Source organism: Sphingomonas sp. HITSZ_GF (assembly GCF_029543155.1).
In the GTDB taxonomy this organism is placed as follows: Bacteria; Pseudomonadota; Alphaproteobacteria; order Sphingomonadales; family Sphingomonadaceae; genus Sphingomonas.
On the sequence record NZ_JARQXA010000003.1, the window covers coordinates 147,319 to 170,218 of the forward strand.

The 22,900-nt window shown below is 65.8% G+C and carries 12 protein-coding genes; 3 read left to right on the plus strand and 9 right to left on the minus strand.

Annotated elements, in window-relative coordinates; translation table 11 throughout:
• Positions 1-36: 36 nt before the first annotated feature.
• The 7 genes from P6144_RS09710 to P6144_RS09740 form a co-directional block, all read right to left on the minus strand.
• The gene (locus P6144_RS09710; protein ID WP_277767553.1) at positions 37-1,449 is read right to left on the minus strand and encodes a pitrilysin family protein; all 1,413 of its coding nucleotides are present in this window, start codon (positions 1,447-1,449) and stop codon (positions 37-39) included.
• A complete protein-coding gene (locus P6144_RS09715) occupies positions 1,449-2,840 on the minus strand; it encodes a pitrilysin family protein (RefSeq protein ID WP_277767554.1) in 1,392 nt (463 codons plus the stop codon). The genes P6144_RS09710 and P6144_RS09715 overlap by 1 nt, the downstream gene beginning before the upstream one ends.
• A gap of 277 nt (positions 2,841-3,117) precedes the next feature.
• Positions 3,118-3,972 carry an energy transducer TonB gene (locus tag P6144_RS09720; protein WP_277767555.1) on the minus strand — a complete coding sequence of 285 codons (855 nt, stop codon included), beginning with the start codon at positions 3,970-3,972 and terminating at the stop codon, positions 3,118-3,120.
• Between the two features lie 93 nt (positions 3,973-4,065).
• On the minus strand, positions 4,066-4,998 hold the full coding sequence (locus P6144_RS09725) for an energy transducer TonB (protein WP_277767556.1): 933 nt from the start codon (positions 4,996-4,998) through the stop codon (positions 4,066-4,068).
• Between the two features lie 28 nt (positions 4,999-5,026).
• Positions 5,027-6,976: a CocE/NonD family hydrolase gene (locus P6144_RS09730; protein ID WP_277767557.1), complete on the minus strand. Its 1,950-nt coding sequence runs from the start codon at positions 6,974-6,976 to the stop codon at positions 5,027-5,029.
• A 115-nt stretch (positions 6,977-7,091) separates the two neighbouring features.
• Positions 7,092-8,414, minus strand: a complete 1,323-nt coding sequence (locus P6144_RS09735; RefSeq protein ID WP_277767558.1) for a hypothetical protein — start codon at positions 8,412-8,414, stop codon at positions 7,092-7,094.
• Positions 8,415-8,575: 161 nt separating this feature from the next.
• Complete coding sequence (locus tag P6144_RS09740; RefSeq protein WP_277767559.1) at positions 8,576-9,829, minus strand: phage tail sheath C-terminal domain-containing protein; 1,254 nt, start codon at positions 9,827-9,829, stop codon at positions 8,576-8,578.
• 292 nt (positions 9,830-10,121) lie between these two features.
• Here P6144_RS09740 and rpoB point away from each other — a divergent pair, with 292 nt between their 5' ends.
• Together rpoB and rpoC are read left to right on the plus strand one after the other, a co-directional pair.
• Complete coding sequence (rpoB, locus tag P6144_RS09745) at positions 10,122-14,276, plus strand: DNA-directed RNA polymerase subunit beta (protein ID WP_277767560.1); 4,155 nt, start codon at positions 10,122-10,124, stop codon at positions 14,274-14,276.
• A 75-nt stretch (positions 14,277-14,351) separates the two neighbouring features.
• Positions 14,352-18,641, plus strand: coding sequence for a DNA-directed RNA polymerase subunit beta' (rpoC, locus tag P6144_RS09750; protein ID WP_277767561.1), 4,290 nt, complete (start codon positions 14,352-14,354; stop codon positions 18,639-18,641).
• A 145-nt stretch (positions 18,642-18,786) separates the two neighbouring features.
• Here rpoC and P6144_RS09755 read toward each other — a convergent pair whose 3' ends face one another.
• Complete coding sequence (locus tag P6144_RS09755) at positions 18,787-20,532, minus strand: hypothetical protein (protein WP_277767562.1); 1,746 nt, start codon at positions 20,530-20,532, stop codon at positions 18,787-18,789.
• 387 nt (positions 20,533-20,919) lie between these two features.
• Here P6144_RS09755 and P6144_RS09760 point away from each other — a divergent pair, with 387 nt between their 5' ends.
• Positions 20,920-22,629 carry a hypothetical protein gene (locus P6144_RS09760; RefSeq protein WP_277767563.1) on the plus strand — a complete coding sequence of 570 codons (1,710 nt, stop codon included), beginning with the start codon at positions 20,920-20,922 and terminating at the stop codon, positions 22,627-22,629.
• Here P6144_RS09760 and P6144_RS09765 read toward each other — a convergent pair.
• Positions 22,626-22,892: a hypothetical protein gene (locus P6144_RS09765; protein WP_277767564.1), complete on the minus strand. Its 267-nt coding sequence runs from the start codon at positions 22,890-22,892 to the stop codon at positions 22,626-22,628. The two genes, P6144_RS09760 and P6144_RS09765, sit on opposite strands and share 4 nt — an antisense overlap.
• Positions 22,893-22,900 lie beyond the last annotated feature (8 nt).

Genomic DNA, 22,900 nt, shown 5'->3' on the forward strand with positions numbered 1-22,900 from the left:
GATGGTCCCCCTCCCCGTTCCGGGGAGGAGTTTAGTTCACGGCACCGTCACCGTGGTCGTCGGGAGGTTGGCCAGCTCGGGCTGCGCCTTGAGCTGGGGCACCACCGTCTTGAGATCGCCGACCACCACGAGGGTGAGCTTGGCCAGCGGATAGGATGCTTTGGCAGACGCCATCATCTGCTCCGGCGTCACTGCCAGCACCGCAGGCACATATTGCTCGGTCCAGTCGCCCGGCAGGCCGAGCAGGTCGCGCGTCGCCAGCGTCGTCGCCACCGCAGCCGAGGTCGAGTTCTGGATCGCGAACAGTCCGGCCAGATAGGTGCGGATGCCCTTGCTCTCCTCGGCGGGCGCCGCCTCGGTCTGCATCCGGCGGATCTCCTTGAAGACCTCCTTGAGCGAGTCCCCGGTATGCTCGGTGGTCACGTCTGCCTCGAAGGTCCACAGCGCCTCTTCGGGAGAGAAGTTGATCCCCGAGAAGGGCGAGTAGGTATAGCCCTTGTCCTCGCGGATATTGGTGGTGATGCGCGAGCTGAAGGCGCCGCCGAGCAGCGCGTTGGTGACGCGCTGGGGAATGTCGGCGGCGGTGCCGGCGCGATCGGCATCGAAGCTCAGGCGCAGCGTGGTCTGCGGGGCGCCGGGACGATCGATCAGGATGATCTGCGGGCCCGGCTTGTGCGGGCTCTGCAGCGCGGCCGGGGCCGGGCCGGCGGCCCAGCCGGCGAATGCCTTGTCGATCGCCGCCTTCACCGCCGCCGTATCGAAGCGCCCGGCGATGTAGAGATGCGCGCGCTTGGCGCCGAACTGGCCGGCATGGAAGGCCTTCACCTGCTCGACCGTATAGCCCTGGAGCTGCGCCGCGCTGGGGATGATCCGGCCATAGGGATGGTTCGCGCCATAGATGGTGCGGCCCAGCGCGACATCGGCCAGCGTGCCGGGCTGCGACAGCGCGACCGAGAGCTGGCGACCGAGATTGGCCTTGACCCGGGCGAGCTCGCTGGCGGGCAGTGTCGGCCGGATCGCGACGTCGCTGACCAGCTGGATCGCCGCCGGGGCATATTCGGAAAGCACGTTGGTGCCCACCGTGGTCATCTGCATGCCGGCATTGACGTTGAGCTGGCCGCCCATCCCCGCCGCCGCCGCGGCGAGATCCGAGGCGGTCTTGCCGGCGGCGCCTTCCTTCATCAGCGCGCCGGTGACTTCGGAGAGCCAGACGGCATCGCCTTCATTCACCGCGGCGGCGCGGATGCGCAGCGACACCACCGTCTTGGGGGCGACGCCATAGGGGATGAGCGTGACCACCAGCCCGTTGGGCAAGGTATAGGTCTCGGTCGCCGGCAGCGTGAACGGCTTGGGATCGGCGATCGGCGGCGCGGGCGGGAAATTGTCCTGCGCCAGGGCCGGGGTGGTGATGGCGACCAGCGCCGTGAATGCGAGGAGCGCGCGCTTCATCACTTGCCTCCCTTGGGCTGGGCGCCGGGTTCGACGACGTACACCGAGCGATTGGTCTTGCGCAGATATTCCTGCGCGGTCTTCTGGATCAGCGCGGGCGTCACCTTGGCGAAGCCGTCCTCGATCCGGTTCACTGCCGTCGGATCATTGTCGAACAGCGCATAGACGGCGAGCAGATCGATCAGGCCGATGCGGCCGCTGCCGTCGATCGTGCCGTACAGGTCCGAGCGCATCTTGGTGCGCGCGCGCTGCAGTTCGGCCTCGCTTACCGGCCTGGTGCGCAGCTCCTCGATCACTTCGTCCACCGCCTTGGTGATCTGGGCAGTCGTATGGGTGGTGTCGTGCGTGAAGCTGAAGCTCCACAGCATCGGTCCACGATAGTTGAACATGTTGCCGAGATCGCCATTGATCCCGCCCGACAGCTCGCCGGCGATGCCGGTATCCGAGACCAGCTTCTTGAACAGCCGGCTGTCGTCGCCCTGGAGCAGGATCTGGTCGATCAGCCCCATCGCATACCATTCGGGCGTGCCGCGATCGGGCACGTGATAGCCCGCGGCATAGCCGGGCTTGGGTGCCAGCGCATCGATACGGCTCTTGAACTTCTCGGCCGTCTGGCGCGGCTCGGAGATGTCGGGCTGCGCCACCACGGGCTTCTTGGCGATCGGCGCGAAATACTTCTCCACCATCGCGCGGGTGGCGGCGTAGTCGAGGTCGCCGGCGACGACGAGCACGGCGTTGGACGGGCGATAGAACGCCTCGGAGAAGCTCTTGGCGTCGGGCACCGTCGCCGCCTCGATCTCCTTCAGCTCGCCGTAGAAATTGTGGCTGTTGTACCAGTTGGTGTTGGCCAGCATCGGCAGGTCGATCCACGGCCAGGTGCTGTAGGGCTGGTTGAGGACGTTGACCTTGACCTCGTTGCCGACCACGCCCTGCTGGTTCTTCAGCACGACATCGTCGATCACCGGATTCTCCATCCGGTCCGCCTCGAGCCACAGCATCCGCTCGAGCGCGCCCGAGGGGACGATCTCGAAATAGTTGGTGAAATCGAAGCGGGTCGAGCCGTTGTTGACCCCGCCCGAATTGGTGATCGTGGTGTCGAACACGCCCTTGGGCGCGTGCTTCGATCCCTGGAACATCAGATGCTCGAACAGATGGGCGAATCCGGTGCGGTCCTTGGGCTCAACGCGGAAGCCGATGCCGTAATAGACGCCGACCGTCACCGTGGGGGCGATACTGTCCTTGGCGAGGATCACGCGCAGCCCGTTGGCCAGCGTGAAATATTGCATGTCGACGTTCAGCTTGCTCGCCGCGATAGGCGCGCCGGCCTGGGCGTGCGCCACCGCCGGAAGCGCGGTTGCCGCAAGGGCAAGCGCGAGGCTCCATTTAGGCATCAGTTTCTCCCCCAAAGGATGAGTCGAAGGTGAGTTATTCCATCGGCACACTGCGATGGGAAGAGGGGCAACGCGCCAAAATGCGCGCCGGACGACGACGGCGAGGCCCCAAAGTGAAGGGAGTCGCGGCAAATCATTTCACTTTGCCCGATCCGGCCGGCCCGCGCTTCCATACCGGCCGGACTCGGGACGACGGGGTGCCGCATCCAGCGAGTCCAGCAGACCAAATCCTACATTGCAAGCCGGCTGGCCGGTGAGCCCGAGCGCGGCGCGCGCCTTACGACTTCCAGGAGAAACTGCCGAGATAATAGGCCCGGATCGGCTTCCCATCCTTGTCGAGCGCGGGCTTGAAACGCGCCCTTTTGGTGAGGAGGGCGCAGGTGGCTTTCGAGAAATCATCGGGATCGGTGCGATCGAGGATGTGACATCCCGCAACCGCGCCCTGAGCGTCCACGTCCAGCCGGAACCGCAGAAAGCCGTTGTGCCCCAATGCGCCCGACGGAAAATCGTCGTCGGTGACCCATCTCTGGGGCATTCCTGCGGGCGACGGGCGACGGCTCAGGCCCTTGATCACCGCAGGATCATAGCCCCAGCTCTGGATCAGGTCGTCCAGGCATTGGCGCATCACCTTCATCGGGCGATCGAGCGGGCCGAACTCCAGGCGGAAGGGCTTCTTGCCCGGCGCCCGCACCACGACCCCGGTGATGGTGGCTTCCTGGGCCGGCGTGATCTCCGGTGCGTCTCCCTTGCCGTGCCAATTGTCGAAGCGCGTGCTGTACGACAGGATCCCCGGCAGCTTGCGCTGGGTGATGCCGACCACGCCGCCCGGCGTCGCCGGTTCGCCCAGGCCGAAATCGAAACTCGCCTCGAACCAGACCTGGCTGGTCTTCAGCCGGTTGCTAAGAACGGTAATGCCGGTGACATCGCCCGGCGCATAGCGAGTGAGCTGGAGGAACATCGGGTCCTCCGGCGTTCCGAACTCGGCCGCCACGTCGCACGAATTGGCATCGAAATTGACGACCCATTGGCTGGATCGCTTGATCGTCTCGATGCCCTTGTCCTGCGCCTGCGCCGCCAGCGGACCCAGCAGAATTGCCCCCACCAGCGCGAGCTTCAAACCCCAGTGCCGCATCCCCGCATGCTCCCCGACCGGGGCCCCCGCCCCGAATGCCGTGAGCCTAGTGTATCCGGGGCGCCGCGCAAGCACCGCGCCCCGTGTCGCCGCTCACGCCTTCCAGGAAATGCTGCCGAGATAGAAGGCGCGAATTGGCTGGCCGCTGGAATCCAGCGCAGGGCGAAAGCGCCCGCGCGCCGTCAGACGCTTGCAGGTCGGCACCGAGAATTCGTCGGGCTTGCTGCGGGTAAGGATGTGGCAGCCGGCGACCGCGCCCTTTTCATCAATGTCCAGCCGGAATCGCAAAAGGCCGTTATGGCCGGCAGACTGGGCCTCGGAGGGAAAATCAACGCCGTTGAACCAGGTGCCGGGATTCGACACCGGCTTCAGCGGGCGCGTCAGCCCCTTGAGCGCGGCCGGATCATAGCCCCAGTGCCGCACGAGATTGTCGAGGCACTGGCGCATGACGATCATCGGCTTGTCGAGCGGGCCGAACTCGAGCCGGAACGGCTTCTTCCCTTCCACGGCAACCTGCATGCCGGTGACCGCTGCTTCCTGTTCGGCGGTTATGGGCGGCGCCTCGGCGTCATTTTCGTCATTGTCCTGCCAACCATCGAGCCGGACATTGGTCACGAAGATCGCAGGATAGGTGCCCAGCGAACCGCCTCCGGCCTGGCGCTCGATCGGCTTGGCATTGCCGCCGAAATCGAGCTTGACCTTGAGCCAGGGCGTGCGGCTGTTCACGCGGTTGCCCAGCACGGCAATGTCCAGGCTGTCGGAAAGCGAGAATCTGGAAAACCGCAGGAGCGTTCGGTCTTCCGCCGGGCCAAAGGTCCCGATCAACTCGCACGAGTCATCATCGAAATTCACGACCCACTGGCCGGTGCGCTTCACCGTCTCGATCGGCTTGGCCTGCGCCCAGGCCGCCGAGCCGGAGAAGAGCGAGACGACGGCAAGGGCCGGCGCCAGCAACCACGTCCGCATCGTCATTCCCCAACCCATGAAACAAGGCGACGTCCTACGACGAGGCCGGGGCGTAACCAAGCCTGATAACGCCCCGGAATCGCGTGATTTACTTCTGCGCGTTGGCCGACTGGTCGAGCGGCACCACCGGCAGCTGGACGCTGCTCGAATTCGCGCCGCCATACATCAGCGTCACCGTCGCCTTCTGATAGTCCTCGGGCTTGGCGAAGAAGATGTTGGGCACGAACTTCTGCGGGTTGCGGTCATAGACCGGGAACAGGCTCGACTGGACCTGGATCATGATCCGGTGGCCCGGCTGGAAGACGTGGTTCACGCTGGGCAGGCGGAACTTGTATTCCTGCACCTTGTTCGCCGGGATCGCCGTCGGGTTCGAGAAGCTGTTGCGATAGCGGCCGCGGAAGATGTCCATCGAGATCGGCAGCTGGAATCCGCCCATCTCCTTCTTGGTGACATAGTCGTCCGGATAGACGTCGATCACCTTGACGACGAAGTCGCCGTCGGTGCCCGTGGTCTTGGCGAAGATGTCCGCCAGCGGCGCGCCCGAGACGCGCACCGGATCGGTGAGCGGTTCGGTGACATAGGTCATCACGTCGGGGCGCCCGTCGACGAAGCGCTGGTCGGTGACGAGATAGGTCGACCAGCGGCCGTCCTGGAAGTTCACCGGACGCGGCAGGTGCGGCACCGGCTTGGCGGGATCGGAGACATAGCTGTCCGAGCCCGCGCCCGGCTTGTCGAAGCCCAGGCCCTCGGCGGGCTTGAGGTAGATCGGGGTGAGCTTGGTGTCGCAGCCGTCATTGCAGGCCAGCGGCCACTTGCTGAGATACTCCCAGCGGTTCTCGCCGGTGTTGTAGAAGCTCGCCTTGGCCGGCGTGAAGGGCGGCGCGCCGTCCTTCAGATAGGCATTGAAGAAGGGCAGCAGGATGTCGCGGCGCGCCTGGAGCGCGGTGTCGCCCTCGAAGGCGAGCGAGCCGAGCGTCGAGCCGTTATAGTTGAAGCCCGAATGGCGCCACGGGCCCATCAGCAGGAAGTTCTTGTCGGCCGAGGCGGTCTTCTGCATCGCCTCCCACGAGTGGATTGCGCCCCACATGTCCTCGTGGTCCCAGATGCCCTGCTCCCACAGCGTCGGCACGTTGGAGGGCTTCTCGGCGATCAGCTTGTCGAGCGCCTGGAGCTGCCAGAACTCGTCATAGGCGACATGCTTGCTCATCTTGTTCCAGGCGGGAAGCTGGTCATAGCCGAACTTCTTCGCCCAGTCGCCGGCCGAGCCGACCTTGCGGAAGGTCTCGTAATCGTCCCAGTCGGGGCGCGGCGGCGCCTTGCCGGCGCCCTTGTAGCCGGTCTGCGCGCCGATCCAGCCGATGTTCGCCAGGCGGAAGGCGCCGTAGTGGAACCAGTCGTCGCCCATCCAGCCGTCGATCATCGGGCTCTCGGGCGCGGCGACCTTGAGCGCCGGGTGCGGGTTGAGCAGCGCCATGACGACGGTGAAGCCCTCATAGGACGAGCCGAGCATGCCGACCTTGCCGTTGGTCTCGGGGATGTTCTTCACCATCCAGTCGATCGAGTCATAGGCATCGGTGGTGTGGTCGACATTGGTGGGGTTCAACTTGCCGACCGGCGGGCGGGTGATGACGTAGTCGCCCTCCGACTTGTACTTGCCGCGGATGTCCTGGAAGGCGCGGATATAGCCGGCCTTGACGAACACCTCGTCGCCCTCGGGCAGCGTGTTGATCATCTTGCCGCTCTCGGTGCGGACGACGCGGCCGGCGGCGTTATAGGGCGTGCGGGTGAACAGGATCGGCGCGTTCTTGGCGCCCTTGGGGATGATGAACACCGTGTAGAGCTTGGTCCCGTCGCGCATCGGGATCATCACTTCGCGCTTGATATAGTCCGCAGGGAGCGCGGGCGGCTGGAAATTGGGCGGAATGTCGTTGAACGCCTCGGCGGCCGGCGTGGTGCCGGGGGTTTCCTGTGCCTGGGCGGCAGCGGTGGCGAGCAGGGCCGACCCGGCGGCGAGGGCGAGCAGCGACTTCTTGTTCATGTGATGTTGTCTCCCTGAGGAATGGCGTGTCCTAGGCCCAAAACCATGCGCAAGAAAAGAGCCCGCCCTTCCCTTTCGGAAAGAGCGGGCTCCTGTGTCCCCGATATGTCGCGGATCAGGCGTGCTCGGGCTGGCCGTACAGCTCGGCGGCGAGGTCCTCGACCATGTGCGGACGCGACGAACCGATCGCGCCGATGCCGCCTTCATAGGCCGGGCGGCCGATCTTGAACGCAGCCGAAGTGCGGGCCTCGCTGCCGTCCGGCAGAGTGTAGCGCGCCTCGGCGACGACGACCGGGTTGAAGGTGCGGCCAAGCTCGCCCTTCGGCACCGCAAGGTGCGCGTCCACGCGGGTGCCGTCACCCGGCGCGATCGAGACCGGCGGCACGATCGGATCGGTGCGGTGCTCGGTCAGCATTCGCTCCATTTCGGTGCTTTCTGCCTCGTCGGCGAGCATGAAGCTCGAGATGCGGACGTTGCGCGCCTGGGTGTCGCCCGAATTGCCGACGGTCAGCTCGAAATCGACCATCGCCTCTTCCTCGCTCGTGCCGGCGCTCACCGGACGCAGGCCCAGCTCGATCCACGGGCGCTGCGAGACCGGCGCCGTGGCGTCGGCGACACCGGCAAGGTCGTCCTTGCTGGGATCGGCCAGCTCGGCTTCCTCGACCTGTTCGGCGACCGGCACGACCGCAGGCTCGATCGCCGGCGGCACGGCGCGCGGATCGATGCGCTCGTCGGCGGGCGGAACCTGGGCGATCACCGCAGCCTCGGGCGCGGCGACCGGCTCGACGATCGGATCACGGGCGACCGGGGCGACATAGACGGGCTCGGTGCGGACGGGATCGGTGGTCACCGCCTCGTCATTGCGGCGGCGGCGCGAAAGCAGGAACACGGCGAGGCCGGCGATTACCAGCGCCAGGCCGCCGAGCAGCCACGGCCAGGCGACCGAGCTGCTGCTGGCCGTGCTGGTCGAACTGTCGACCGCCACCGGCTGTGCGGGCTCGGGCGCCGGAGCCGGTGCGGTCTCGGCCTGGGGCGGCAACGGCGCGGGCACGGTCTGGACCGGCTCCGAAGGCGGGGTGACCGGCGCCTCGGCGGCGGGCGCCGGAGCCGGTGCCGTCTGGCGAGCCGGCGCAGGCGCCGCGCGCGTCGTGGTCGTCGTGCGGGTCGTGGTGGTGCGGCTGGCCGTGGCGCGGCGCTCGGCCGGAGCCGGCGCGTCCGCCGCGGCGACACCGCGCTGCTGCTCCTCGACCGAGGGCACCGACTGGACGACCGGGGCCGAGGGCTGGATCACCACCTGCGGCTGGGGCGCCGGCGCAGGCGCAGGGGCCGGCGTCGTCATGATCGGCGGCGGCGTCACCTGCTGGGGGGCTTCCTGCGCGAAGGCAGGCGCGGAAAGGATTGCGGCGCCGAGAAACAGCGCGGCACGGGTGGTACGCATTACAGGTCTCTCCTTCATGTCGCAGGTTCAATGAATGGAACCCGGATTTCGTCGCGAAGGAGGCTCGAAACTGCGATGAATAGTGGGAGGATGGCGACGAACAACGATGTTAATTCGGCGTTCAGGCGATCGATACGGCTGCGGTCTATATTCCCGAAGCTTCAGCTGCCCATGGTCTGGGTGAAGGTGAGCTCGATGAATTCTGACGGGTGCACCAGCGCCAGCGTGACGGCCACGACCATATAGCCGTCGAGCACGTTCTGCGCGGTCATCGTGCTGCCCAGTCCGCAGGAAACCGTGAAGGCGTCGCTCGGCTTGGCGCCGACAAAGCCGCCCTCCTGCCAGAGCCGGGTGAGGAAGGCCGACACGGACGCCGTCACCGTCTGCCAGGTGGTCGCGTCATTGGCCGCGAACACATAGGCGGCCAGCGCCAGCTTTATCGACTGCTCGACATAGAGGAGCGTGCGGCGCACCTGCACATAGCGATAGTCGAGGCTGTTGCCGTCGAGCGTCCGCGCGCCCCAGACGACCGTGCCGCGGTTGACCTGCAGCCGCAGGATGTTGATCGCCTGGCCGTTGAGCGGCACGTTGAAACCGCCCTGCTCGGCATCGCTCATATTATAGAGCGGACCCTTGATACCCTCCACCGCGATATTGGCAGGCGCGTTCCATACCCCGTTTCGAGCGTCGCTCGTCGTGAAGATTCCCGCGATCGCGCCGCTCGGCGGCTGGACGCTGCCGTCGGGGAGCAGCAGCGCCGGCGCATAGGCCGCGCCGTAGCTGGCGCTCGCGATCGCCGGCGCGATCGCATCCGAGAGGTTCTGCTGGCACGCCTCGAGCGCATCAAGGTCGCGCGCGGCGACACAGCCGGGCAGGTCGAGGATCGCCATCCGATCCTGCAGGGTGCTCGCCTGGGTCAGCATCGCCTGGACGACCTGGGCATAGCCCTGCTGATCGAGCAGGCAGGCTTCGGGAATGACGAGCAACGTGGCGCCGACGACATATCCGGCCGCCCCGAGCCCCGCGACAAGCGCGTCTGCGGCGATCGCATCGAGCGTCCACTCCGCAGGCACCGGCACGGCCGCCGCGGCCGGCAACGCGCCCTGCCAATAGCTTCCCACCGACACGACATAGCAGTTGGCACCGCCATTGGCGTAGAACAGCGCGATCTGGGCCGCGAGGTTGAAGCTGCCGCCCGGGGCGGCGCCACCGAAATAAGAGGCATATTCGGAAGGCGACGAGATCGCCGTCGGACTGTTGTAGAGCGTGCTCCCCGAAACCGGATCGCCGGCGAACTCGGTGTAGCCGACGAACACGGGCACAGCAGTTTCGACCCCGACGATGCTACTGCCAAACGCGTCGATTTCGGTCACATACACGCCGGGCGTGCTGCGATTGCGATAGCTCGATTCCATGCCGGCCCTCCCAATGGGCGCCGATGCTAGCCCGCCCCCTGCCCGCGACCAACCTGAGGTTGCACCGGTTTGACAGAATCCAACACGCTACCTATATCCCGCCCTCCACCGCGATTCCGGGAAATGATGCGTCGTCGCGCAGCGCATCGGTCGAATTGGAGCCGTGGTCTCATAAGACGCTTAAAGCTGCCGAAACCCGAAATGGGAGTCGCGCGGCTTTTTCTGCGTCTTGCCGCACGTCCCGGCCCCGGACAGGGGCACCGATATTACTGCTGACGAGGCAAAAACACCCATGGCAACCAAGGCAATCGAGGGCGGCACGTTCAAGCGCCGCATCCGCAAGGTGTTCGGCGACATCCACGAAGTGGTGCAGATGCCGAACCTGATCGAGGTTCAGCGCGAATCCTACGAGCAGTTCCTGCGGAGCGATCCCTCGATCGGCTATATCTCGGGCCTCGAGAAGACCCTGCGCTCGGTCTTCCCGATCCGTGACTTCGCCGGCACCGCCGAGCTCGACTTCGTGAACTACGAGCTCGAGCATCCGAAGTTCGACGTGGAAGAGTGCCGCCAGCGCGGCATCACCTATGCGGCTCCGATGCGCGTCACGCTGCGCCTGATCGTGTTCGAGGTGGATCCCGATACGGAAGCCCGTTCGGTCCTCGATATCAAGGAGCAGGACGTCTATATGGGCGACATGCCCCTGATGACGGGCAACGGCACCTTCTTCATCAATGGCACCGAGCGCGTCATCGTCAGCCAGATGCACCGTTCGCCGGGCGTGCTGTTCGACCATGACCGCGGCAAGACCCATGCCTCGGGCAAGTATCTCTTCGCCGCGCGCGTGATCCCGTATCGCGGCTCGTGGCTCGACTTCGAGTTCGACGCCAAGGACATCGTCAACGTCCGTATCGACCGCAAGCGCAAGCTGCCGGTGACGACTTTGCTCTATGCCCTGGGCCTGAACAGCGAAGAGATCCTCAACTATTTCTACAACCGCGTGACCTTCGTCCGCGGCCCGAACGGCTGGCAGATCCCGTTCGACCCGACCAACTGGCGCGGCGCGAAGCCGATGTTCGACATCGTCGACGCCAAGTCGGGCGAAGTGATCTTCCCGGCCGGCCAGAAGATCAGCCCGCGCGCCGCCAACAAGGCGCAGAAGGACGGTCTCGAGACGCTGCTGATCCCGACCGAGGAAGTCTTCGGCCGCTACAGCGCGTTCGACCTGATCAACGAGGCGACCGGCGAGATCTACATCGAAGCCGGCGACGAAGTCTCGGCCGAGAACCTGGAGAAGCTCGACAAGGCCGGCATCGACCGTCTCGAGCTGCTCGACATCGATCACATCTCGACCGGTCCGTGGATCCGCAACACCCTCGCCGCCGACAAGGCCGAGGAGCGTCAGCAGGCGCTGGCCGACATCTACCGCGTCATGCGCCCCGGCGAGCCGCCGACGCTCGAGACTGCGGAATCGCTGTTCGCCGGCCTGTTCTTCGATCCGGAGCGCTATGACCTCTCGGCCGTGGGCCGTGTGAAGCTCAACATGCGCCTCGACCTCGACGCCGAGGACACCGTCACCACGCTGCGCACCGAGGACATCCTCGCGGTCGTCAAGACGCTCGTCGACCTGAAGGACGGCAAGGGCGAAGTCGACGATATCGACAACCTCGGCAACCGTCGCGTGCGTTCGGTGGGCGAGCTGCTCGAGAACCAGTACCGCGTCGGCCTGCTCCGCATGGAGCGCGCCGTGAAGGAGCGCATGAGCTCGGTCGACGTGTCGACCGTGATGCCGAACGACCTGATCAACGCGAAGCCGGCAGTTGCCGCGGTTCGCGAGTTCTTCGGCTCGTCGCAGCTCTCGCAGTTCATGGACCAGACCAACCCGCTCTCCGAAGTGACGCACAAGCGTCGCGTTTCGGCGCTCGGGCCGGGCGGTCTCACCCGTGAGCGCGCCGGCTTCGAAGTCCGCGACGTTCACCCGACGCACTATGGCCGTATCTGCCCGATCGAGACGCCGGAAGGCCCGAACATCGGCCTGATCAACTCGCTGGCGAGCTTCTCGCGCGTCAACAAGTATGGCTTCATCGAGACTCCGTACCGCAAGGTCGTCGACGGCAAGGTGACCAACGAGGTCGTCTATCTCTCGGCGATGGAAGAGGCGAAGCACACGATCGCGCAGGCCTCGGCCGAGGTCGACGCCGATCACCGCTTCACCGAGGAGCTGGTCTCGGCCCGCCAGGCCGGCGAATTCCTGATGGCGCTCCCCGAGAGCATCACCCTGATGGACGTGTCGCCGAAGCAGCTCGTCTCGGTCGCAGCGTCGCTCATTCCGTTCCTGGAAAACGACGACGCGAACCGCGCGCTGATGGGCTCGAACATGCAGCGCCAGGCCGTGCCGCTGGTGAAGGCGGAAGCGCCGTTCGTCGGCACCGGCATGGAAGAGACGGTCGCCCGCGATTCGGGCGCCGCGATCGCCGCCAAGCGCGCGGGCATCGTCGACCAGGTCGACGCCACCCGCATCGTCATCCGCGCGACCGGTGAGGTCTCGGCGGAAGAGAGCGGCGTCGACATCTACACGCTGATGAAGTTCGAGCGTTCGAACCAGTCGACCTGCATCAACCAGCGTCCGCTGGTGAAGGTCGGCGAGATGGTCAACGCCGGCGACACGATCGCCGACGGTCCCTCGACCGAATTCGGCGAGCTGGCGCTGGGCCGCAACGCGCTCGTCGCGTTCATGCCCTGGAACGGCTACAACTACGAAGACTCGATCCTGATCTCCGAGCGCATCGTGAAGGACGACGTGTTCACGTCGATCCACATCGACGAGTTCGAAGTGATGGCCCGCGACACCAAGCTCGGGCCGGAGGACATCACCCGCGACATCCCGAACGTCGGTGAAGAAGCGCTGCGCAACCTCGACGAGGCCGGCATCGTGTACATCGGCGCCGAGGTCGAGCCGGGCGACATCCTGGTCGGCAAGATCACCCCGAAGGGCGAGAGCCCGATGACGCCGGAAGAGAAGCTCCTCCGCGCCATCTTCGGTGAAAAGGCTTCGGACGTCCGCGACACCTCGCTCCGCCTGCCCCCGGGCGTGTCGGGCACGATCGTCGACGTGCGCGTGTTCAACCGTCACGGCATCGACAAGGACGAGCGTGCACTGGCCATCGAGCGCGAGGAAATCGAGCGCCTGAAGAAGGACAGCGACGACGAGCGCAACATCCTGAACCGTGCGACCTGGTCGCGCCTCAAGGAAATGCTGCTCGGCCAGATCGCGACCGCGACGCCGAAGGGCCTGAAGAAGGGCGCCGAGATCGACGCGGACACGCTGGATAGCGTGGATCGTCACGAATGGTGGAAGTTCGCCGTTCAGGACGACAAGGTTCAGGGCGACCTGGAAGCGGTGAAGGGCCAGTATGACGAGGCCGTGAAGCGCATCAAGGAGAAGTTCGAGGACCGCCGCGAGAAGCTGGAGCGTGGCGACGAGCTGCCGCCGGGCGTGCTCAAGATGGTCAAGGTCTTCGTCGCGGTGAAGCGCAAGCTGCAGCCGGGCGACAAGATGGCCGGCCGTCACGGCAACAAGGGCGTCATCTCGCGCATCCTGCCGCAGGAAGACATGCCGTTCCTCGAGGACGGTACCCCGGTCGACCTGGTGCTGAACCCGCTCGGCGTGCCTTCGCGCATGAACGTCGGCCAGATCTTCGAGACCCACCTTGGCTGGGCTGCCCGTAACCTGGGCATGCAGGTCGCCAAGCAGCTCGAGGAATGGCGCGAGCAGAATCCGGACGCGGTGGCGGGCGAGATGCCCGATGCCGTCAAGGATCGCCTCAAGACGGTCTATGGCGATCACTATGCCGGCGAGATCGAGGCGCGCAGCCCCGAGCAGGTGCAGGAGCTGATCCAGAACATCCGCACGGGCGTTCCGATGGGGACCCCGGTGTTCGACGGCGCGCGTGAGGCGGACGTCTCGGCGATGCTCGAGCTGGCGGGTCTCGATACCTCGGGCCAGTCGACCCTGTTCGACGGCCGCACCGGCGACGCGTTCGACCGCAAGGTGACCGTGGGCATCATCTACATGCTGAAGCTCCACCACCTCGTGGACGACAAGATCCACGCGCGTTCGATCGGGCCGTACTCGCTCGTCACCCAGCAGCCGCTGGGCGGCAAGGCGCAGTTCGGCGGCCAGCGCTTCGGCGAAATGGAGGTCTGGGCCCTGCAGGCGTACGGCGCTGCCTACACGCTGCAGGAGATGCTGACGGTGAAGTCGGACGACGTGGTCGGCCGCACCAAGGTCTATGAAGCGATCGTCAAGGGCGACGACACCTTCGAGGCCGGCATCCCCGAGAGCTTCAACGTGCTCGTCAAGGAAATGCGCTCGCTGGGCCTCAACGTCGAACTCAAGTCGCTCGAAGAGGGCACCGAGGAAGACGGCCTGGCCGAGGCGGCGGAGTAACGGGATCGGGCGCTGTCTTCGGGCAGCGCCCTCCCCTCACCGCCCAGAGATTTGTCCTCCCATGAGGAAAAAGAAATGAACGAACTTACCAACTTCGCGAACCCGCTCGCCAAGCCGGAGACCTTCGACCAGATCCAGATCGGGATCGCGTCGCCGGACCGCATCCGCAGCTGGTCCTTCGGCGAGATCAAGAAGCCCGAGACGATCAACTATCGCACGTTCAAGCCCGAGCGTGACGGCTTGTTCTGCGCGCGCATCTTCGGCCCGATCAAGGATTACGAGTGCCTGTGCGGCAAGTACAAGCGCATGAAGTACAAGGGCATCGTCTGCGAAAAGTGCGGCGTGGAAGTGACCGTTTCGAAGGTCCGCCGCGAGCGCATGGGCCATATCGAGCTGGCCGCCCCGGTCGCGCACATCTGGTTCCTGAAGAGCCTGCCGTCGCGCATCGGCCTGCTGCTCGACATGCAGCTCAAGCAGCTCGAGCGCGTGCTCTACTTCGAGAGCTACATCGTCACCGAGCCGGGCCTCACCCCGCTCGAGAAGTTCCAGCTCCTCACCGAGGACGAACTGCTCGACGCGCAGGATGAATATGGCGAGGACGCGTTCTCGGCCGGCATCGGCGCCGAGGCGGTCAAGATCATGCTCATGGATCTCGACCTGGAAGGCGAGCGCAAGGAGCTCCTCGAGGAGCTGGCCGTCACCAAGTCGGAGCTGAAGCCGAAGAAGATCATCAAGCGCCTGAAGGTCGTCGAGAGCTTCATCGAATCGGGCAACCGCCCCGAGTGGATGATCCTCGACGTCGTTCCGGTCATCCCGCCCGAGCTGCGCCCGCTGGTGCCGCTGGACGGCGGCCGCTTCGCGACCTCGGATCTCAACGATCTGTATCGCCGCGTGATCAACCGCAACAACCGCCTGAAGCGCCTGATGGAGCTGCGCGCGCCGGACATCATCGTCCGCAACGAAAAGCGCATGCTGCAGGAAGCCGTTGACGCGCTGTTCGACAACGGCCGCCGCGGCCGCACCATCACCGGTGCGAACAAGCGTCCGCTCAAGTCGCTGTCCGACATGCTCAAGGGCAAGCAGGGCCGCTTCCGTCAGAACCTGCTCGGCAAGCGCGTCGACTATTCGGGCCGTTCGGTCATCGTGACCGGTCCGGAACTCAAGCTGCACCAGTGCGGCCTGCCGAAGAAGATGGCGCTCGAGCTGTTCAAGCCGTTCATTTACGCCCGCCTGGACGCCAAGGGTCTTTCGATGACCCTGAAGCAGGCCAAGAAGTGGGTCGAGAAGGAGCGCAAGGAAGTCTGGGACATCCTGGACGAAGTGATCCGCGAGCACCCGGTTCTGCTGAACCGCGCGCCGACGCTCCACCGTCTGGGCATCCAGGCGTTCGAGCCGGTGCTGATCGAGGGCAAGGCGATCCAGCTCCACCCGCTGGTCTGCTCGGCCTTCAACGCCGACTTCGACGGTGACCAAATGGCCGTCCACGTTCCGCTGAGCCTCGAGGCCCAGCTGGAAGCGCGCGTCCTGATGATGTCGACCAACAACATCCTGAGCCCTGCGAACGGCAAGCCGATCATCGTGCCGTCGCAGGACATGGTGCTGGGTCTCTATTACCTGTCGATGCTCAAGGAAGGCGAGCCGGGCGAAGGCATGCTCCTCGGCGACATGGCCGAAGTGCACCAGGCACTCGAGGCCGGCGCCGTCACCCTGCACACCAAGGTGATCAGCCGCGTCCCGCAGACCGACGAGGAAGGCAACCAGTACCTCAAGCGCTTCGAGACCACCCCGGGCCGCATGCTGCTCGGCGAGTGCCTCCCGAAGAGCCACAAGGTGCCGTTCGACACCGTCAACCGCCTCCTCACCAAGAAGGACGTGGGCGACGTGATCGACGAGGTCTATCGCCACACCGGCCAGAAGGAGACCGTGCTGTTCGCCGACGCGATCATGGCGCTCGGCTTCCGTCACGCCTTCAAGGCGGGCATCTCGTTCGGCAAGGACGACATGATCATCCCGCAGCAGAAGGAAGCGATGGTCGACGAGACCCGCGCCCTGGTGAAGGATTACGAGCAGCAGTATCAGGACGGCCTGATCACGCAGCAGGAGAAGTACAACAAGGTGATCGACGCCTGGAGCCGTTGCGGCGACCAGGTGGCGGCGGCCATGATGGACGAGATCAAGGCGGTGAAGCGCTACGAGGACGGCCCCAATGCCGGCCGCGAGAAGCCGATCAACGCGATCTACATGATGGCCCACTCGGGTGCCCGCGGCTCGCAGGCGCAGATCAAGCAGCTAGCCGGCATGCGCGGCCTCATGGCCAAGCCGTCGGGCGAGATCATCGAGACGCCGATCATCTCGAACTTCAAGGAAGGTCTGACCGTCCTTGAGTACTTCAACTCCACCCACGGCGCCCGCAAGGGTCTGGCCGACACCGCACTCAAGACGGCGAACTCGGGCTACCTGACCCGCCGCCTGGTCGACGTGTCGCAGGACTGCGTGATCATGGAGCTGGACTGCGGCACCGAGCGTGCGCTGGAAATGCGCGCGATCGTGCAGGGCGGCTCGACGATCGCCTCGCTCGGCGAGCGTATCCTGGGCCGCACCACGGCCGAGGACGTGGTCGACGCCAAGACCGGCGAAGTCGTCATCCCGACGGGCACGCTGCTCGACGAGGCGGCGGTCGCGAAGATCGAAGCGCTCAACATCCCGGGCATGAAGATCCGCTCGCCGCTGGTCTGCGAAGCCAAGATCGGCGTCTGCGGCAAGTGCTACGGCCGTGACCTCGCCCGCGGTACCCCGGTGAACATCGGCGAAGCCGTCGGCGTCATCGCGGCGCAGTCGATCGGTGAGCCGGGCACGCAGCTGACGATGCGTACCTTCCACATCGGCGGCGCGGCGCAGCTCAACGAGCAGTCGAACCTCGAAGCCCCTGTGGACGGCAAGGTCGAGTTCCGCGACGTGCGCGTGATCGAGGATCAGCGCGGCCGCCGCGTGGTGCTCAGCCGTTCGGCCGAGCTGGCGATCCTCGACATGGACGGGCGCGAGCTCGCCGTGCACAAGATCCCGTACGGTGCGTACGTGATGTTCGACGACGGCCATGTCGTCTCGAAGGGCGACCGGATGGCCGAGTGGGATCCGTTCACCATGCCGGTGATCACGGAAACCGGCGGCGTCGTGAAGTACCAGGACCTGCTCGAGGGCAAGACGCTCACCGAGCAGACCGACGAAGCGACCGGCATCGCCCAGCGCGTCGTCACCGAGTATCGCGCGGCCAGCAAGTCGAAGGAGGACCTGCGTCCCCGCCTGACCCTGACCGGCGACAACGCCGCCGAGGCTGCCCGCTACATGCTGGCTCCCGGCGCGGTGCTCTCGGTCGAGGACGGCGCGACCGTGCAGGCCGGTGACGTGCTCGCCCGTGTCGCCCGCGAGTCCGCCAAGACCCGCGACATCACCGGCGGTCTGCCGCGCGTCGCCGAGCTCTTCGAGGCCCGCAAGCCGAAGGAGAATGCGATCATCGCCAAGGTCTCGGGCCGTGTCGTGTTCGGCAAGGACTACAAGGCCAAGCGCAAGATCGGCATCCAGCCCGAGGACGGCGGCGAGGTCGTGGAGTATCTGGTTCCGAAGTCGAAGGTGATCGACGTCCAGGAAGGCGACTACGTCAAGCGTGGCGACAACCTGATCGGCGGCTCGCCCGATCCGCACGACATTCTCGAGGTGCTCGGCATCGAGCCGCTCGCGGAATATCTCGTGTCGGAAATCCAGGAAGTCTATCGACTCCAGGGCGTGAAGATCAACGACAAGCACATCGAGGTGATCGTTCGCCAGATGCTGCAGAAGGTCGAGATCACCGAAGCCGGCGACACCACCCTGCTCCCCGGCGAGCAGGTGGACCGTTCGGAGATGGACGAAACCAACGAGAAGCTGGCTCCGGGTCAGGCCCCCGCACAGGGCAAGCCGATCCTGCTCGGCATCACCAAGGCGTCGCTGCAGACCCGCAGCTTCATCTCGGCGGCGTCGTTCCAGGAGACCACCCGCGTCCTCACCGAGGCTGCGGTCCAGGGCAAGCAGGACACGCTGATCGGCCTCAAGGAGAACGTGATCGTCGGCCGTCTCATCCCGGCGGGCACCGGCGCGGGCATGAACCGCCTGCGTGTCGCCGCGACGAGCCGCGATGCCGCCCTCCGCGTCCAGCAGCGCGCGCTGCAGAACGCGCTGGTGGCGCCGAACTCGGCCGCCGAGGAGCATGCGGCCGAGCTTGCCCGCTCGACGCGTGACTCGGAAGGCACCGGCAGCGATCCGCTCGCCTCGGTCGTGCCCTCGGGCCACGGCACCGACGCCGATGCCGGGGACTATCTGACCGAGGAGTGATCTCCTCGCGGCACCAGTCGCTGACACAGGAAACACCGCCGCCCGGGCAACCGGGCGGCGGTTTTCTTTTGCGGGTCAGGCCGGGCGATTTGCGCGGCATCCAAGCGCGGCAGGATTGCCGTTGCCACGTCCGCGCAATACGTCGCTACATCGCTTCCGCGCCGCCGCCCCGCAGCAGCGCCCGGCCGGCCTTGCCGAGAGTCACCTCGAGCGAACGTTCGGCACGGGCGATCGCTACTTCGGCGCCACGGGTGGCAATCGAGAGCACCTCGTCACCGCGGAACGACTCTGCCTCCTTGCGGACTGGCTTGGGAAATGCTTCGCCGATCGCGACCAGCGCGCCGCCCAGCACTGCTTCCAGCATGGGCTGGAGATCGACCAGCGGCAGTTCCTCGCCATCCTCGACGCGTTCCAGATCCCGCAGCTTGGCGTCGCGCGGGATCCACGGGTCTATCTCCTTCACGAGTTCCGGACGGGCCTGAAGCAGATCGATGATGACTCGCATCGACTGGCACGGCCCCGCATAGCGGCCAAGGACATCGCGGGCATGGCGCCCGATCAGCGACAGGGTTCGCGTATCGACCTTTTCGAGCCCGATCGCGCGCGCAGTCAACACCGCCTCCAGCACCCGCTCGCGTTGCACGATCCACCAAAGGAAATGGCTGTTCATGCACTGGATCCGCTCAGGCGGCGAAAGCCAGACCGCGAGGTTGCGATAGTAGGTCTTGATCGCCTCGAAATGCGCCTGCCCCGTCGGACTGGCGAGAAAGCCGAGCCGCTTCGGATCGCCCACCGGCTTCGTGGGGATGCCGACAAGGTTGATGTTGACGAAATGGTGCCACGTCGAATCGGTCACGACCCGACCCACACCCGCGCGGTGCCCATCATAGGCGCAGATGCCGGCGAAGGTCTGCGATATCGTCGGATCCTTGCCGCCCGAGGTCGTCCCGGGAAGCACGGTGTTGTAGGAGATGATCTCCGGCAATGGGCGCGCGCCACCATCGCTGGCCGGCGGATATTCGGGGCCGAGCGACGCGGTATAGTCGATCGTCGCCTCGACATCTTCCGGCAGCGCGCACTGCCCTTCATGCGGATGGTCCGGCATCACGCGGATCGGCCCCGTGGGGCTGCACAACAGCGGATGCGGGAATGTGTAGCGGAATATGCCGTTCCGTCGCGAGTAGAAGACCGGTGAAATGGTCTGCGGAATATCGTCGGACTGGTCGTCGAACTCCGAAGTGGCATCGCCGCGCCGGTTGGTGTCGTTGCGCCGCGGCCCGTCCATGCTGACCTGATCGTCCTCATTCTGGGCGGAGGTGCTGTCCCACAGGCGCATGCCGCGCGCCCGGGCCACCTTGTGGCACATCGCCTTGCCCAGGCTGCCATGATCGCCCGTCGCAAACAGCCCGCCGCCGCCATTCTGGAATTCGGCGATCGCCTGCAGTTCGGCATCGGACAGGGAGTCGGCCGGATAGCCCGCACCGCGACTGTAGAAGCTGTCGATTCCGAACAGGAAGATCACGTCGAAGCGATCCGGCGCGAAATGCGCTGCGACATCGAACTTGAAGTTCGGAATCCGCGCGGCAATGCGCGTCTCGCCCGGCATCATCTCGACGCTATCCGGCTCGATATCGTCCAGGTGGGCGAGCGTGATCGCGAAGCGGACATAGCTGCCCGGCATGTCGAGCAGCGCCCGCACGAAGGTAGTCAGGCCGAAGCCATTGGTCGGATCGAAATCGAGCCCGTCGGCAACCACCAGCACCCGCACATTGCAAGGGCGCCAGCGGATGATCTGGAGATCATCGAGCCACTTCGCCCGATCGACCCGCTCCCGATCAAGGAGCAATTCGAGGTTCTCGCTGGAAAGATGGCTCGTCTGATCGGCACCCATGGTCACTCCCCCAATCGAAGTCAGCTGCACAAAAGCAGCGCCTGAAGAGCGACCCGTTTCTAGATAACAACCCTATACATCTCGGACAAATTTCAGACAACATGACCAACCAGTAGTAAAATTACATCGCTATCGCCTGTAAATCATCAATAATTGAAAAATTACACCGGGATTCGACCATTTTTATTTTCCTGGCATACAAGCATTTCGACTCACCCCTTCGGATCGCAATCATGCTCGGAACCTTGGCAATGCATGCGATCTGCCTTCAGACCGTGCCGGATTGAGCGGTAACCGCTGGCCCGCAAGCCGCTTGATCGCGCGCAGGTTTCGGCGGAGACTGGCGCGGCATTTCCAATTGCCCGCATCCGAGTCAGGAACAGTGTCATGCCGATCGGCCGCTGCTGTGCTGTGTTGCTCTGCCTGCTCGCCCCGGCACTCGCCCATGCGCAAACGGGCGACGCCAGCATCGTCGTGCAGGGCAACAGCGAGGAGCGGAAGAGCGACTGGAGGCGCGCCGAAACCGCGCATGTGATCGTCTATAGCGACGGCAGCGAGGCCGAGCTGCGCGAGGTGATCACCGATCTCGAGCGGCTCCATGGGCTGATGTCCCGCATCTATCGCGGCGGCGCGCAGGGCGACGATACGGTCAAGCTCCAGGTGACATTGTTCGGCGACAAGGATTTCGCCGCGCGGCTGGGCCTGCGCAACCTGCGCGGGATCGAAGGCCCGTACACCGGCAGCCTGGCGGCGCAGCGCTATTATGATCCGCGCGAGGATGGCGACGTCCTCGCGATCGCCCGCCAGGATCAGCTACTCGATCTGAACACCAAGCGCGCCGAGGACCTCGACTGCGCCGATCTGCTCGCGGGCGGCGCGGTGGATTGCAACGTCACCGGCAACGGCCATGGCGGGCTGACCAGTGTCGCGACGACCTATCGCGCCCCGCTGGTGCGGCGCTGGCAGGCCTCGCTCTATTCGGCCTTTGCCCAGCATTTCCTGCGCACCTACACGCATGAGGTGTTTCCGCGCTGGTACACCGACGGGGTCGGCGCGATCTTCTCGACGATGCTGGTCCGCGACGACGGCGTGATCGACTATGCGCGGGCCCCCGCGCGCTACCGCGAGTTCTTCCGTTCCTATCGCCCGATCGACGTCGGCGAAGTGGTGACCGGCCGCTATCTCGATGCGCCCGAGACGCAGTGGAACCCGTACCAGGCCTGGCTGGTCGCGCATTATTTCCTGTTCTCGAAGCTGAAGGACACGCGCAGCCGGCAGTTCCGCGCCTACATCACCGCCATCGGGCGCGGCGTGCCGATGGCGGAGGCAGCCCAGGCCTTTGGCGACCTGCGCAGATTGCGCTCGGACCTGACCGCCTATCGCAACAGCGCCCTGCAATATGCCCGCACTGCGAAGCCCTTCCAGCGCGAGGAAGCGCCGGTGATCAGCCGCCTGTCGATCACCAACGCGGCGATGATCGAGGCGCGGCTGCAACTCGGCGCGCGGCTCGATCCCTTCCCCGGCGACGGTGCCGTCGCAGAGCCCTGGCTCGATCGGCTGCGCAGCACGCTTTCGGCCCTGCCCTATGATCCCGAGGCACTGCTGGTCCAGGCCGAGGCCGAATGCCGCGGCGGTCACGCCGATACCTGCCTGGCGCTTGCCGAACGGCTGCTCGAAAAGGCGCCGGACGATGTCCGCGCGCTGAGCTGGAAGGGCGTGGCGCTCACCGGCCAGGCGATCGCCGGTCCGGCTGCCGAGCGCGCCGCCACGCTGGCCGCCGCGCGCAAGGTGCTCGAGCGGGCGATCCAGCTCGACGGTGCGGCGCCGCTGCCGCTGATTGCCTATTTCCAGAGCTTCGCCCGCGCCGGTGAGAAGGTGCCCGACGGGGCAATGCGTGGGCTGGCGCTCGCCATCCGCGCGGTTCCGGGCGCCCCGGCCCCGCGGCTCTATCTGGCGCAGGAGCTGGTGCGGCAGAACCATGCCGAACTTGCCCGCCAGGTTGTCTATCCGCTGCTCTACGGCGCCGACGACACGCCCGAGAAGCGCGCCGCCCAGGCGCTGTTCGCCGGCAGCGGCGCGGCCACCGCCGCCCGCTAATCGCGCTGCTCCAGCTTCCAGGCGGCGTCGAGATAGTGCTCGGCCGCGGCCTTGAGCGCCGGCTCCTTCTCGAACGCCTCTGCCGGCAGCGGCGCGATGCCGAGCCCCTCCATCACCACCCAGAGCGCGAATTTGCGCGAGGGCTCCTGCTCCACCCCGAAATCGATGCGCAGCCGCTCCTCGCCGCGGGCGCGCACCGCCGGGTCCAGCGCTTCGAGTTCGTCGGTGTCGAAATAATGGGTGAGCAGGGCGTCGAGATCCATCGAAGTCC

What these genes read in the sequence shown, in the direction of transcription:
- P6144_RS09710 (WP_277767553.1), bottom strand. Translation starts at nt 1,449, where the DNA reads ATGAAGCGCGCGCTCCTCGCATTCACGGCGCTGGTCGCCATCACCACC.
- P6144_RS09715 (WP_277767554.1), bottom strand. Translation starts at nt 2,840, where the DNA reads ATGCCTAAATGGAGCCTCGCGCTTGCCCTTGCGGCAACCGCGCTTCCG.
- P6144_RS09720 (WP_277767555.1), bottom strand. Translation starts at nt 3,972, where the DNA reads ATGCGGCACTGGGGTTTGAAGCTCGCGCTGGTGGGGGCAATTCTGCTG.
- P6144_RS09730 (WP_277767557.1), bottom strand. Translation starts at nt 6,976, where the DNA reads ATGAACAAGAAGTCGCTGCTCGCCCTCGCCGCCGGGTCGGCCCTGCTC.
- P6144_RS09735 (WP_277767558.1), bottom strand. Translation starts at nt 8,414, where the DNA reads ATGCGTACCACCCGTGCCGCGCTGTTTCTCGGCGCCGCAATCCTTTCC.
- P6144_RS09740 (WP_277767559.1), bottom strand. Translation starts at nt 9,829, where the DNA reads ATGGAATCGAGCTATCGCAATCGCAGCACGCCCGGCGTGTATGTGACC.
- rpoB (WP_277767560.1), top strand. Translation starts at nt 10,122, where the DNA reads ATGGCAACCAAGGCAATCGAGGGCGGCACGTTCAAGCGCCGCATCCGC.
- rpoC (WP_277767561.1), top strand. Translation starts at nt 14,352, where the DNA reads ATGAACGAACTTACCAACTTCGCGAACCCGCTCGCCAAGCCGGAGACC.
- P6144_RS09755 (WP_277767562.1), bottom strand. Translation starts at nt 20,532, where the DNA reads ATGGGTGCCGATCAGACGAGCCATCTTTCCAGCGAGAACCTCGAATTG.
- P6144_RS09760 (WP_277767563.1), top strand. Translation starts at nt 20,920, where the DNA reads ATGCCGATCGGCCGCTGCTGTGCTGTGTTGCTCTGCCTGCTCGCCCCG.
- P6144_RS09765 (WP_277767564.1), bottom strand. Translation starts at nt 22,892, where the DNA reads ATGGATCTCGACGCCCTGCTCACCCATTATTTCGACACCGACGAACTC.